Here is an 11,721-nt window from a genome sequence, read left to right as displayed (position 1 = left end):
TATATATGGATAGCATGAGAATCCCATATGCAATGCTATCTGGATCGGCGATCAGTCATCATGGGAGCGTTCCGGATTCGGCCCCTTCATCCATAAGCAAATATGTGTTTATACCTTAATGAAACTCGTTTTTCATAAGGTAATATTTTGCATACAGTCGGTCTCCCGAAGGAGATCCCATGGAAGAGCTTGAAAAATCCCTCAGCCCGGCCGTTGAGACCGTAAGCAGTTTTGCCAGTCGCGTCTGGGCTGAGTTCCTGACCCTAGTCTCGGTACCACAGGCAGTCGCAATCGGGCTGACACTGGTTTTGGCAATAATGCTGAACATCCGGGTGAGGGGGCTTTTGACGCGTCTGTTTTCGGAATTCGGTGGTCGCGCAGCGAAGCGTATCAGCCAGACCGTGTCCTCGATCGCGACGCCAATCGTTTGGGTGCTGGGACTGTGGCTGGCCCTTTTGGTGTTTGGTGAACTTGGCTGGAAGACAGCGCTGATCAGACTTGTCGCCAGCCTGATCAATGCCTGGGTTGTGATCCAGATTGCCTCGACGGTCATCCCCAGCACTTATTGGGCGCGGTGTTTCGCATGGTTCGCGTGGTCGGTCGCGGCATTGAACGCCATTGGGCAACTGGATCCGCTGATCCGATGGATGGACGGGCTGGGAATATCAAGCGGTGATCTGAATATCACTTTGTGGGGCGTGGTGCAGGGTATCTTTGTTACCGCGCTTCTGCTTTGGCTGGCGTTGCTGATCGCAAGAGTGGTGCAAATCAGGCTGGATAAGTCTGAAACCCTGAACGCATCAATGAAGGTTCTGATCGGTAAGATTTCCCGGATCGGCCTCGTGATCCTTGCGGTCATTATGGGAATGCAGGCCGTGGGTGTGAATCTGACGGCCTTTGCTTTTTTTTCCGGTGCTCTCGGCCTTGGTATCGGTCTTGGTATGCAGCGAACGGTTGGAAATCTGGTGGCCGGTTTCACCATGTTGGCTGACCGCTCCATCAAGCCCGGGGACGTGATCGAGGTTGAAACAGGGGATGGACCGACCTACGGCGAGGTCAAGACGCTGGGGTCAAGATACGTGGCAGTCAGAACCCGGGCGGGAACGGAAACTCTCATTCCCAACGAAGTTCTGATTTCGAACGCAGTTACGAACTGGTCATTTTCGGACAAGCGCGTGCGCCGCTCGATCAGTATCGGTGTTGCCTACAACACTGATGTCGAGAATGCGATGAAACTCTGCGTTGAAGCCGCAGCACGCTGCCGGCGGGTGCTCAAGCAACCAAAGCCGATGTGCCTGCTCAGGGGATTTGGAGATTCCAGTGTCGATCTGGAACTGCGGGTTTGGCTGGGGGACCCCGAAGACGGGGTGGCCAATATCAGCAGTGAGATCCTGCTGGAGGTGTGGAAGTCCTTCCAGGAGCATCAGATCGAGATTCCATTTCCGCAACGTGATTTGCACATAAAGAGCATGCCCGAGAGGATTTGAGCGGTGGCCATCTGACACCACCGGCTTTCGCCGTTTGCCGGATCAATGCAAGATGACAATCCGGACCGCCAGATCCGGCGGCCAATGGCTTGCTGCCGGAGTACCCGGTTTATCCGCGTTGCTGCCATAGAAACCGACGAGATGGATTAGGTCGAAGCAGGCTAAGGGCTGTTTCGTCATTTCATTCTGTTCGAATGAGAGCCAAAACAGGTGTGGAAGCGGACCGAGATTTGTGAGTGAGCGACGCCGGGATACCCGAACGCCATCCGGATGCCGGTAATTCCCGCTTCCACGCCGGTTAGATAGGTTTGTTGCGAATTTAAGGAAAACGAATAATAAATATACATACCATGAGAAATTAGAATGGGTGGGGCAGGTGGATATTGCGCTGATCAAGACGTTTTTGGAGGTTGCAGCCACGGGTTCCTTCGTAAACGCCAGTGAGCGGCTGTTCGTGTCTCAGTCCGCCGTGAGCCTGCGCGTTCAACGGTTGGAAGATTCCCTCGGCAAGCAACTTTTTCTTCGCTCGAAAGCGGGTGCGGAACTCACTTCGGCAGGCCGTGAGTTTGAGCGCTATGCCTTGTCTCTCATAAAGATCTGGGAAGAAGCCCGGCAACAGGTTGGCATTCCTGAAGGCTTCACCAAGTCGCTGACCATCGGTGCGCAGTATTCGCTTTGGCCGCGCCTGGGGTTTCGGTGGATTGACCAGATGCAGGAACAGATGCCAACGCTGAACATCAGGGCGGAACTTGGTATGCCGGACCGTTTGACACGATTCCTGATCGAAGGGGTCGTTCAGGTGGGGCTGATGTACAATCCACAACTGCGGCCGGGACTGACTGCGCAAAAAGTACTTGAGGAAGATCTCGTTCTGGCGGCCTCCTGGGAAGCCGAGCTGGATGAAGTGTCCGACCGGTATGTCTTTGTCGATTGGGGCCCGGAGTTTGTTCACGCCCACGCGCTTGAGCTGCCCGAACTCACCAATCCCGGATTGACGCTTTCGTTGGGCGCGATGGCGACAGACTACGTTGTAAGGCGCCGCGCAGCAGCTTACTTGCCGGCGCGATTCATCAAACGCCATCTGGACGACGGCACGCTTCATCTTGTACCGGATGCGCCTATGTTTCCCTATCCGATCTGGTCGATCTGGCGCGATGACATGGATGATGAGATTCGCGCTCATGCCGAGCAGTGTCTTGTGACTATTCGGTCACAGATTGATGAAGTGCAAAACGCCGTCATGGCAGAGCTGGCCGAGATCAGTGAGGGGCATATCGTCGAACGCCTTGGAAATCATGAATAGCCAATAGAAATGAGTAAAAATCGTTTCATCCATTATTATTTTGAATTTTACTGATCTATAATCTGCCACTATCTCCTGCCCCAGCAGAAATGCTTCCGCCTTCGAGGACGGGTCACTCTTTGTTGGGAAAGGACGAACCCATGAAAAAATGGATTTCTCTGGCCGCTACGGCTCCTGCATTGTTCGTGGCCGGGTCTGTGATTCCTCAAGGTGCGGTTGTCGGTGGCGAAAACCTCGACGACAGGATCGATGTCATTCAGGAAGACTTTGACGCTCTGCGCAACGCGGAAGTCAAACACCGGCCGAGCAACCAGTATGCTCAAAGACCGGCCAATAACTCGCTGGGTTTGTTTCTCATCCACGGCTTCTGAGCCATCCGACAAACCCTCGGGTACTTGGGGGCGGAGCGATCCGCCCTCCTTTTTCGAACATTCCGACAGGGAGGAAGCCCCCATGTTGAGGAGCGTACAAAAAGAACGTGACGTCAGCGGATATGTAGAAGTTCTGACCACGCAGAATTCCGGCGAGGTGTTTGGATACAAGTTTGTGGGTCACGCCGCGGGCCCCCAGGTTGCGGTGATCGGGGCTTGTGCCTCGGCCGCGCAGGCCTTTGACCGGCTTTTGTCCATTCCCACGCTTCCCTGGATGCGCGGCAACCTTGTTCTGATCCGCGCCGATGCATTGGAATGCATCGTCGGAGATCTGTCATCACTTACGCAAGTTGGTGCAGTGGATCGCACAATGATCCTGCCGTGGACCAATCTGGAAGAGGCTGATCCCGATTTGGTCAGGCGTTACTATCGCGATGTGTTGCGGGCCTGCGCCCGGATGGGAATGATCTCCGGCCGTGGAATTTATGAACCACTCTCAGATGGTGGCGCGTCATGAAAGGCTTTGCAAAGCGGCTTCAATGGGGCGCGTATTTTTCGGTCCTGGCTCTGATTGCATTGTTCATGGCGCAGAATGCCGCCCGGATAGATCTGCAACTTTTCGTCTGGACGATATCAACGCGCCGCGCTGTGCTGGTACTGGCCATGCTTGCAGTGGGTTTCGCGCTTGGCTGGACTGTCGGTCGTCTCAGGAAACGGTACTGAGAACGGCGCACCGGCGGTCACGTCGGCGTTCCAAACCTTCACTTGTGTCAAATTCAGGGGACGAGACCCATGCTGGACGATTTAAACGAACATCGGGAAATGCCAATCGAGCACGCGCTCAGCGAAGCCCTAGACGCCAATGATGCCGCCCGTGTTTCGTCGTTGCTTGCTGAGTTGCACCACAGCGAGGCGCTGCGTGAGTTGCTTGCGCTGTCGGCAGACGATCGCGACCGTGTACTTGGGTTCGTTCCGGTCGAACTGGCGGCGGACCTGATAGGCGCGGCCCCGAACGAGATGGCCGTCGAACTGGTCGAAAGACTGGAGCCAAATCGCGCAGCCGATATTCTCGCAGAGTTGCACAGTGACATTCAGGCCGACGTCATTGGCGAATTGGAAGCAGAAGGTGCCGAGGCGATCCTTTCCGAAATGGACGAGGAAGACGCTGCCGACATTCGCCGCCTTTCCCAATACGAGGACGACACAGCCGGCGGCCTGATGATGGCCGAAGTGTTCGAATTTCGTGAAACCGAGACCGTCGGTAAAGTTTTGCGCGGCCTAGCCTCGGAAGACGACGATTTCGAGCGCTACCGGGGTCAACACCCATACATTGTCAATGATCAGGGCATGCTTGTGGGGGTGGTTTCCTTGCGCGGTCTCCTGACAGCAAAGCGCAGCGCGGTTCTGCGCGACATTATGGTGCGTCCGCTGTCGGTCACAGTATCTGAACCGTTGGACCAGCTGGAAGATCTGTTTGACGAGCATCCGTTCCTCGGTGCACCGGTTGTGGACGAGTCCGGGCTGCTTGTGGGGGTGGTATCGCGATCAGCGGTCGCCGAAGCCGTCCTGGAACGGGTGGAAAGCGAAAGCCTGAAACGCCAGGGCGTTGTGGGCGACGAGTTGAGGTCGATGCCGACCTGGCTTCGATCGCGGCGTCGGCTTGCCTGGCTGTCCGCCAACATCGTACTGAACATTTTGGCCGCAAGTGTGATCTCGGCATATGAAGAGACCCTGGCCGCCGTGATCGCGCTTGCCGTGTTTCTTCCAATGGTCTCGGATATGAGCGGATGCTCGGGAAACCAGGCCGTCGGTGTGACCATGCGCGAGCTCAGCCTGGGCCTCGTCCGGCCGCTTGACGCGTTTCGCGTCTGGCTCAAGGAAGTTTCCGTTGGGCTGATAAACGGGATCGCCCTTGGAATTCTGATTGGGCTCGTTGCCTGGGTTTGGAAGGGCAATCCAGCGCTTGGTTTGGTAATCGGCGCGGCGTTGGCTCTCAACACGGTATTGGCGGTCTCAATCGGTGGCGTGGTGCCCCTTCTGCTCAAGCGGCTGGGACAGGATCCGGCGGCCGCGAGCGGCCCATTGTTGACTACGATCACCGACATGGCTGGGTTTTTCTTCGTGCTCAGTTTCGCAACTTTGTTGATGCCGTGGCTCCAGTGATTGTGGGGCGTGCCTCCCGAAATCTCTCGCCGTTGCGGCGCGTATGCGCCCGACATTTCTGGTCGTCGAATGACCGAACCGCAGAAGCCGAAAGGAACGAAAAATGAAGATTGCAATGCTTGCCCGCAATGCCAAGCTCTATTCTCACCAGCGCCTGAAAGAGGCTGCGGAAGAGCGTGGGCATCAGCTGGATATCATCGACACCCTGCGCTGCTACATGAATATCGCCTCTCGGCGGCCAGAGGTTTACTACAACGGTGTGAACCTCAAGGGATACGACGCGGTTATCCCGCGGATCGGTGCATCTGTTACCTTCTATGGCACTGCGGTTCTGCGGCAGTTCGAGATGATGGGGGTCTATCCACTGAATGAAAGCGTAGCGATTGGCCGGTCGCGCGACAAACTGCGTTCGATGCAACTTATGGCGCGGGACGGGATCGGTCTTCCCGTGACCACATTCGCGCACGACGCCAAGCAGACCGAGGCCGTTCTGAAGCTGGCTGGCGAGGCACCGCTGGTGATCAAACTCCTTGAAGGTACACAAGGTCTGGGCGTGGTGCTTGCGGATACGAACCGGTCGGCCAAATCCGTTTTTGAAGCGTTCCGTGCTACAAACACAAACATCCTGATTCAGGAGTTTATCAAAGAGGCCGGAGGGACGGATATTCGTGCCATTGTCGTTGGCGGTAAGGTCATCGCCGCCATGAAACGGACCGGCGCTGAAGGCGAGTTCCGTTCAAACCTGCATCGTGGCGGGTCGGCGCAGGTGGTGAAACTTTCCGCCGAAGAACGCGCAACGGCGGTTCGGGCGGCGAAGTCCATGGGTTTGAACGCGTGCGGCGTTGATATGCTGCGGGCCAACCACGGCCCCGTTATCATGGAGGTCAACTCTTCGCCGGGTCTCGAAGGTGTCGAAAAGGCCACGGGTCTGGACATCGCCGGAAAAATGATTGAGTTCCTTGAAAAGAATGCTGAAAAAGGCACAACCCGCACGCGAGGCAAGGGCTGATGGTGCAGCGCGAGAATTTCACGATTGCAGGACAGGATATCAGGCCGGGAAACCGGTTGACGGTCGACGTGCCGGTCAGCGTGCTGTCGGATCATACACCGGTGTCGATGTCCATTCATGTGGTGCACGGTAAAAAACCCGGACCCGTGGTGTTTGTCAGTGGCGGGATACACGGTGACGAGGTGATCGGGGTCGAGATCATTCGCCGTGTTCTTGCGGCGAAACAACTGAATGCGCTGTCAGGCACTTTGCTCGCAGTTCCGGTCGTGAATGCCTACGGTCTGATTAACCACTCTCGTTATCTTCCAGACCGGCGCGACCTGAACCGGGTGTTTCCAGGAAGCGAAACCGGTTCACTTGCATCCCGTCTTGCACACCGCTTTCTGAACGAAGTGGTTAAGCGGGCTGACCTGGGTATCGATCTGCATTCGGCCGCCATTCACCGCACAAACTACCCACAGGTGCGCATAACGCCAGACGATCCCGAGACGGAGGAACTGGCCAGAGTGTTCGGAGCCCCCGTCATTATGAAGTCGTCATTGCGTGAGGGTTCCTTGCGCCATGCGGCCAAGGATATCGGCAAGCCGGTCCTGCTGTTCGAAGCGGGCGAAGGGCTTCGTTTCGACGAGTTTTGCATTCGCGCCGGTGTTGCCGGAGTCCTTCGCATTTTGCAGCACAAGGGAATGATCGCCAAGCGCGGCGTATCGAAGCCGAAAGCGTCGCCGCAGTTCTGCCCGTCAAGCAAATGGGTGCGCGCGCCGATGGGCGGACTCCTGCGGATCTTCAAGGACGATGGTGCCCTTGTCCGGCAGGGTGACCAGCTTGCCGTCGTCTCCGACCCTTTCGGTGAGGCCGAGACAGAGATTGTCGCGCCATTTGCGGGGATCATTGTCGGGCGCGCAGTGATGCCAATCGTCAACGAGGGAGACGCGGTATTTCACATTGGCCGCGTCCAGTCCGTTCTGAAAGCGGAAGGTGCCGTTGAAGACCTTGAAGCCCAGCTTGAGGACGATCCGATGTTTGACGAGGATGAGATCATCTGAATTCGGGTCAACGGGTTTGTGCGGCAAGAATGCACCCGACGCCTGAATATAAAGTTCGCTGTCCAGAACGGCGAACCTTGATTTTCGATCCCAGTCGCACGGAAAAGCAGATATCGAACACGCACAACAAGCTCCGCGTTGGCGAGCAATGACTCGCGCATCCGCAGGTCAAAAGCCGAACATGGGTGCACCCCAAACGGAGTTTACGCAATTGGGCTAGCCTGTACGCCGTGCGCTCCGTCACGAAGCACCTTCAGCTCCAACTCGTTTTCCTCGTGAATCCGGGCCAGAATTTCCTTGCTGCTCACGACGGTAATGGGGTTCCCGCGGTGGGTGACAACGAGGTTTCTGATATCGTGCTTGGCCATCAGATTGAGGGCGGTTGAGAGTTTCGTGCCCGCAGCGCAAGTGACTGGCTTCTCGGTCATCCATTCGTCGACGTTTTGCTCGTAGAAGGCCGATCCGGAGTCAGCGAGACAGAGCAGCACATCATGGTCTGTGATGATCCCGACCAGATCGTCATCCTTTAGAACCGCAAGCGCGTTCACCTCGAGCAGTGCGATCGTGACAGCCGCTTCGAACACCGTTGTATCAACGTCGCAAAACGGGGGCCTTTTCAGTTTCTGCGTTTCGACAATACTTGAGATCGTCATTTATTTTTCCTTGTGACAGCGCGCGGTATCAACGTGATGATCCGGCAGGAGGGAAATATATCAAACCAGTAGTGGCATCATCGCGGTTGCAAGACTTAAGACGAGGAAGAACCCCGCCATGTCCGTGATTGTCGTCAGCAAGGGGCCGCTGGCGACCGCTGGATCCTGACCGATGCGTTTCAGAAGCAAGGGCAGAACCCCACCGATCGAAACAGCGATGACCGTGTTGAAACAAAGCGCGCCGCCGATCACCAACCCCAGAAACGGATTGCCCTTCCAGAGCCAGGCCACGACACCGATCAGTAGACCCAGAACGAGGCCGTTGATCACACCGACCGAAACCTCTTTGACCCAGACCCGCATGGCGTCGAGGGGCCGCACAAGTCCCAGGGAAAGCTCGCGCATACTGACGGCGACCGCCTGATTGCCGGAACAACCACTCATGTCGGACACCATCGGAAGGAACACCGCAAGTGCGATCACGGCAGCAAGCGTATCTTCATAAGCGGCAATCACGCTGGCTGCGATCACATTGAGAACGATGTTGGCCGAGAGCCACTGCAGCCGTCGCCGAGACCGCAAAAACAGGGGCATCGAACGCAGCTCATCGCCGAAAACACCCTGGCGTTTCAGGCTTGCCGATTCCGCGCGTTCCAGCAGAGCGGCATCGACCGCAGATCGGGAGACGACACCCACCAGATGCCCGTCTGCTTCGACAACCGGCAACCCCAGGAACGGGTGCTCGTCGAACAGATCCTGCAATTTTTCCAGCGGCATGGTGGCAGGGACGGTGACCGGTGGCACCATGATGTCGGTGAGCCGTGCACTCCGGCGGGTGGACAACAGGCCGCGCAGCGAAACCACCCCGACCGGCGCGCCATCTGCATCCAGAATGTAGGGGTGTTGACCGCGATAGCGCTCGAGATCGTATTCCTCGTCGGCAAACCGCCTGAGCACTTTGCCCACTGTGTCGGTTTCGGAAAAGGTGAAGGCCTCGGCAACCATGAGACCGCCCGCGAGATCGTCGTCATACTCGACCAGCCGCCGCACATCCGCCGCATCTTCGGGGTCCATTCGGGCGAGGATAGCTTCGGCATCCGCGTCTTCCAGCTCGCCGATGACATCCGCCTGAACATCCGAATCCAGCTCCTCGATGACTTCTGCGGCCTGCTCGGTCACCATGAGTTCCAGAAGCTCGACCGCCAGTGCGTTCGGCGCCTCTTCAACAAGTTCGGCGGCAAGTTCCGATGGCAGCAGCGACAAGGCGGTGCTTCGCTGTTCGACCGACAGGTTGAGCAACTCACGCAGCGCATCGCTGAGAGGCAGCGGATCAAGAACATCCGCGAGCGCGGCCCCGTCACCCTCGGACAGGGCATGATGCAACTGCGCTTCTATTTCCCGGGGTAAGGTGTCCGTGTCGCTCATCGTTGTTTCAATAGGTGGGGATTCCAGTCAGTGCAGGGGCATTTATCAGATATTTTTTGCCTATAGACAAAACATTTTCACCAATATAGGAGAAAATAATGCATGAAGCAGACTGGATATCCCCTACAGCCGGGCACTTGGCGGCGCTCTATGATCGCGAGTTCGGCGGAAAAGTGAGCGGCCGGTACCGCATTCCCGACAAGCTGGTGCGCCGCATAGCCGGGCGCAGACGCTTGTACGAAGCCGATATCCTGGCGTTGTCCGCCGCACTGTTTGAACTGGGGTATGTGTTGATCGATATGGACAAGTTTTACGTTGTGATGAGTGCCAACTCATTTGTGAATTACCGTCGTGCCAACGATGATTGCGCGAGTTAGCTTGTCATGGATAAACGATCCGAGAATCCCGAAATTATCGGCTGGCGTGAGCGTATCAGCCTGCCCGACTTCGGCATTGAGAATATCCCGGCCAAGATAGACACAGGAGCCCGAACCGCGGCGCTCCATGCCGTGGATCAGACTGTTTTCGAGATTGACGGCGAGAGATGGGTCGAGTTCATGATTCCGCTTCAAAACCGCCGGTCCGCCAATCGGGTGCGCACGCGGGTTGTCGATGAGCGTGAGATCAAGAACACCGGCGGTGTACCAGAGCTTCGGCTGATCGTTCGGACACTGCTTTTTCTTGGGCGACATCGCTGGCATATCGACGTTTCACTGGCCAACCGCGCGAAGATGGAGTTTGATCTCATTCTCGGCCGCACCGCGATCCGAAGGCGCGGCATCCTTGTCGATCCAGGACAGTCCTACTTGTTGGGTCCCCAAAAAGCTTCGTCCTTGATCAAGGGAAATACAAAAACCAAGAGAACAGAGAGACGCCGCAAATGAAACTGGTCATGCTTGCCCGAAATCCCAATCTCTACTCGCATCAGCGGCTCAAGGAGGCCGCCGAGCAAAGGGGGCATGAGCTTGATATCGTGAACACGCTGCGTTGTTACATGAACATCGCCTCGCGGCGGCCCGAGGTCTACTATGACGGCAGGAAGCTTGGGCGCTATGATGCGGTAATCCCGCGGATTGGTGCTTCGGTTACGTTCTACGGGCTGGCGGTGCTCCGGCAATTTGAGATCATGGGGGTCTTCCCACTCAACGAATCCGTGGCAATCGGCAGATCACGCGACAAGCTTCGCTCGATGCAGCTGATGGCGCGGGATGGCATCGGTCTGCCGGTCACCACTTTCGCCCACGACCCCAAGCAAACCGATGAAGTCCTCAAGCTGGCGGGTGATGCGCCGCTGGTGGTGAAGCTATTGGAAGGTACGCAGGGCATCGGCGTGGTGCTTGCCGATACAAACCGGTCGGCCAAATCCGTGGTCGAAGCCTTCCGGGGCGCGAAAGTCAACATTCTGGTCCAGGAGTTCATCAAAGAGGCCGGCGGCACCGATATTCGTGTGCTTGTGGTTGGTGGGCGGGTGATCGCCGCGATGCAACGAAAAGGGGCCGAGGGTGAGTTCCGATCCAACCTTCACCGCGGCGGAAGTGCGAAACCTATCAAAATCTCGCCCGAAGAGCGTTCTACCGCTTTGCGCGCGGCCAAAACCATGGGCTTGAATGTCTGCGGCGTCGACATGCTGCGCACCAATCATGGTGCCGTGGTCATGGAGGTGAATTCCTCGCCAGGCCTTGAGGGCGTGGAAAAGGCAACCGGCATTGATGTTGCGGGCAAGATCGTCGAGTTTCTGGAAAAGAATGCCGCCAAGGGAAGCACCAGGACACGCGGGCGCGGCTAGCGGTCCGGTGTTCGAAAGCGGGAACCTGGTTATCTCTCGGCTGAGGGGGCAATCAGGCGGCTAGGCCAAAGGGAAAACGCGGGGCAGTTGTCCGCCCCGCGCCGGTTTACGGGATGGGCCGCAATCTGCGGCTCGCCAGCACCTCCCAAGTGGCGAGCGCGATCAGCGCCGATCCCGTCAGCCATGCATTTGCCACTGCCACAGTATGGTCAGTGAAGCTCAGCAACTCGGGCGCAGCGATCAGAAGAACCCCGATTGCCGCTGCCGGAGCCACCCGTGCGAGAAGGTGGCTCCGGTCGCCAGCGCCAGACATGACCAGGACACCAATGCCAAAGGCCATGAAGGCGACAGATTCTTGAACAGCCATGCCCCTTAGAAGGGTTTCCTGACTGAACAGGACAAAGGGGGACAGAACCAACCAGATACCGGTTGCCGCTGGCAGCCATTTATAGGGCGGGGTTGGTTTTCTCATGACCCTGTT

14 protein-coding genes are annotated in these 11,721 nt (G+C 57.1%); 11 read left to right on the top strand and 3 right to left on the bottom strand.

The genetic code is table 11. The features are described 5' to 3' along the window. The first annotated feature begins 179 nt into the window (after window positions 1–179). The 8 genes from ACR0J2_RS12525 to ACR0J2_RS12490 all read left to right on the top strand — a co-directional run bounded on the left by ACR0J2_RS12525 (window position 180) and on the right by ACR0J2_RS12490 (window position 7,376). Window positions 180–1,487 (top strand): mechanosensitive ion channel family protein, encoded by a 1,308-nt coding sequence (locus ACR0J2_RS12525; RefSeq protein WP_480812757.1) that lies wholly within the window; start codon window positions 180–182, stop codon window positions 1,485–1,487. 376 nt (window positions 1,488–1,863) lie between these two features. Beyond that, window positions 1,864–2,790 carry a LysR family transcriptional regulator gene (locus ACR0J2_RS12520; RefSeq protein ID WP_480812756.1) on the top strand — a complete coding sequence of 309 codons (927 nt, stop codon included), beginning with the start codon at window positions 1,864–1,866 and terminating at the stop codon, window positions 2,788–2,790. Between the two features lie 140 nt (window positions 2,791–2,930). Next, window positions 2,931–3,161 carry a hypothetical protein gene (locus ACR0J2_RS12515; RefSeq protein ID WP_480812755.1) on the top strand — a complete coding sequence of 77 codons (231 nt, stop codon included), beginning with the start codon at window positions 2,931–2,933 and terminating at the stop codon, window positions 3,159–3,161. An 82-nt stretch (window positions 3,162–3,243) separates the two neighbouring features. Beyond that, a complete protein-coding gene (locus tag ACR0J2_RS12510; RefSeq protein WP_170806823.1) occupies window positions 3,244–3,678 on the top strand; it encodes a hypothetical protein in 435 nt (144 codons plus the stop codon). Then, entirely contained in the window at window positions 3,675–3,884 is a 210-nt protein-coding gene (locus ACR0J2_RS12505; RefSeq protein ID WP_480812754.1) for a hypothetical protein, read from the top strand. The genes ACR0J2_RS12510 and ACR0J2_RS12505 overlap by 4 nt, the downstream gene beginning before the upstream one ends. A gap of 69 nt (window positions 3,885–3,953) precedes the next feature. Continuing rightward, window positions 3,954–5,324, top strand: a complete 1,371-nt coding sequence (gene mgtE, locus ACR0J2_RS12500) for a magnesium transporter (RefSeq protein ID WP_480812753.1) — start codon at window positions 3,954–3,956, stop codon at window positions 5,322–5,324. Window positions 5,325–5,427: 103 nt separating this feature from the next. Next, window positions 5,428–6,333, top strand: coding sequence for a 30S ribosomal protein S6--L-glutamate ligase (gene rimK / locus ACR0J2_RS12495; RefSeq protein WP_170806825.1), 906 nt, complete (start codon window positions 5,428–5,430; stop codon window positions 6,331–6,333). Continuing rightward, a complete protein-coding gene (locus ACR0J2_RS12490) occupies window positions 6,333–7,376 on the top strand; it encodes a succinylglutamate desuccinylase/aspartoacylase domain-containing protein (protein WP_170806826.1) in 1,044 nt (347 codons plus the stop codon). Before rimK (ACR0J2_RS12495) ends, ACR0J2_RS12490 begins: the two co-directional genes overlap by 1 nt. Before the next feature lie 203 nt (window positions 7,377–7,579). Here ACR0J2_RS12490 and ACR0J2_RS12485 read toward each other — a convergent pair whose 3' ends face one another. After that, window positions 7,580–8,029 (bottom strand): CBS domain-containing protein, encoded by a 450-nt coding sequence (locus ACR0J2_RS12485; RefSeq protein WP_480812752.1) that lies wholly within the window; start codon window positions 8,027–8,029, stop codon window positions 7,580–7,582. Between the two features lie 60 nt (window positions 8,030–8,089). Further along, window positions 8,090–9,454 carry a magnesium transporter gene (gene mgtE, locus ACR0J2_RS12480; protein ID WP_170806828.1) on the bottom strand — a complete coding sequence of 455 codons (1,365 nt, stop codon included), beginning with the start codon at window positions 9,452–9,454 and terminating at the stop codon, window positions 8,090–8,092. Window positions 9,455–9,552: 98 nt separating this feature from the next. On the opposite strand from mgtE (ACR0J2_RS12480), the gene ACR0J2_RS12475 reads away from it, so the two are divergent. Genes ACR0J2_RS12475 through rimK (ACR0J2_RS12465) form a run of 3 tightly spaced genes read left to right on the top strand, consistent with a single transcriptional unit; the run spans window position 9,553 to window position 11,240 of the window. Next, complete coding sequence (locus ACR0J2_RS12475; RefSeq protein WP_480812751.1) at window positions 9,553–9,831, top strand: hypothetical protein; 279 nt, start codon at window positions 9,553–9,555, stop codon at window positions 9,829–9,831. Window positions 9,832–9,837: 6 nt separating this feature from the next. Beyond that, window positions 9,838–10,338 (top strand): ATP-dependent zinc protease family protein, encoded by a 501-nt coding sequence (locus ACR0J2_RS12470; RefSeq protein ID WP_480812750.1) that lies wholly within the window; start codon window positions 9,838–9,840, stop codon window positions 10,336–10,338. Continuing rightward, the gene (gene rimK, locus ACR0J2_RS12465; protein WP_480812749.1) at window positions 10,335–11,240 is read left to right on the top strand and encodes a 30S ribosomal protein S6--L-glutamate ligase; all 906 of its coding nucleotides are present in this window, start codon (window positions 10,335–10,337) and stop codon (window positions 11,238–11,240) included. Before ACR0J2_RS12470 ends, rimK (ACR0J2_RS12465) begins: the two co-directional genes overlap by 4 nt. Before the next feature lie 106 nt (window positions 11,241–11,346). Here the strand turns inward: rimK (ACR0J2_RS12465) and ACR0J2_RS12460 are convergent, their stop codons facing one another. Next, window positions 11,347–11,712: an SPW repeat domain-containing protein gene (locus tag ACR0J2_RS12460; RefSeq protein WP_480812748.1), complete on the bottom strand. Its 366-nt coding sequence runs from the start codon at window positions 11,710–11,712 to the stop codon at window positions 11,347–11,349. Between the last annotated feature and the right edge of the window lie 9 nt (window positions 11,713–11,721).

It is taken from the genome of Ruegeria sp. CG4, from assembly GCF_056537185.1.
Note: the sequence above shows the minus strand (reverse complement) of the source record. Positions and strands in the feature narration are given on the sequence as shown.

What these genes read in the sequence shown, in the direction of transcription:
- ACR0J2_RS12490 (WP_170806826.1), top strand. Translation starts at nt 6,333, where the DNA reads ATGGTGCAGCGCGAGAATTTCACGATTGCAGGACAGGATATCAGGCCG.
- ACR0J2_RS12475 (WP_480812751.1), top strand. Translation starts at nt 9,553, where the DNA reads ATGCATGAAGCAGACTGGATATCCCCTACAGCCGGGCACTTGGCGGCG.
- mgtE (WP_480812753.1), top strand. Translation starts at nt 3,954, where the DNA reads ATGCTGGACGATTTAAACGAACATCGGGAAATGCCAATCGAGCACGCG.
- mgtE (WP_170806828.1), bottom strand. Translation starts at nt 9,454, where the DNA reads ATGAGCGACACGGACACCTTACCCCGGGAAATAGAAGCGCAGTTGCAT.
- ACR0J2_RS12505 (WP_480812754.1), top strand. Translation starts at nt 3,675, where the DNA reads ATGAAAGGCTTTGCAAAGCGGCTTCAATGGGGCGCGTATTTTTCGGTC.
- ACR0J2_RS12525 (WP_480812757.1), top strand. Translation starts at nt 180, where the DNA reads ATGGAAGAGCTTGAAAAATCCCTCAGCCCGGCCGTTGAGACCGTAAGC.
- ACR0J2_RS12510 (WP_170806823.1), top strand. Translation starts at nt 3,244, where the DNA reads ATGTTGAGGAGCGTACAAAAAGAACGTGACGTCAGCGGATATGTAGAA.
- ACR0J2_RS12515 (WP_480812755.1), top strand. Translation starts at nt 2,931, where the DNA reads ATGAAAAAATGGATTTCTCTGGCCGCTACGGCTCCTGCATTGTTCGTG.
- rimK (WP_480812749.1), top strand. Translation starts at nt 10,335, where the DNA reads ATGAAACTGGTCATGCTTGCCCGAAATCCCAATCTCTACTCGCATCAG.
- ACR0J2_RS12460 (WP_480812748.1), bottom strand. Translation starts at nt 11,712, where the DNA reads ATGAGAAAACCAACCCCGCCCTATAAATGGCTGCCAGCGGCAACCGGT.
- rimK (WP_170806825.1), top strand. Translation starts at nt 5,428, where the DNA reads ATGAAGATTGCAATGCTTGCCCGCAATGCCAAGCTCTATTCTCACCAG.
- ACR0J2_RS12470 (WP_480812750.1), top strand. Translation starts at nt 9,838, where the DNA reads ATGGATAAACGATCCGAGAATCCCGAAATTATCGGCTGGCGTGAGCGT.
- ACR0J2_RS12485 (WP_480812752.1), bottom strand. Translation starts at nt 8,029, where the DNA reads ATGACGATCTCAAGTATTGTCGAAACGCAGAAACTGAAAAGGCCCCCG.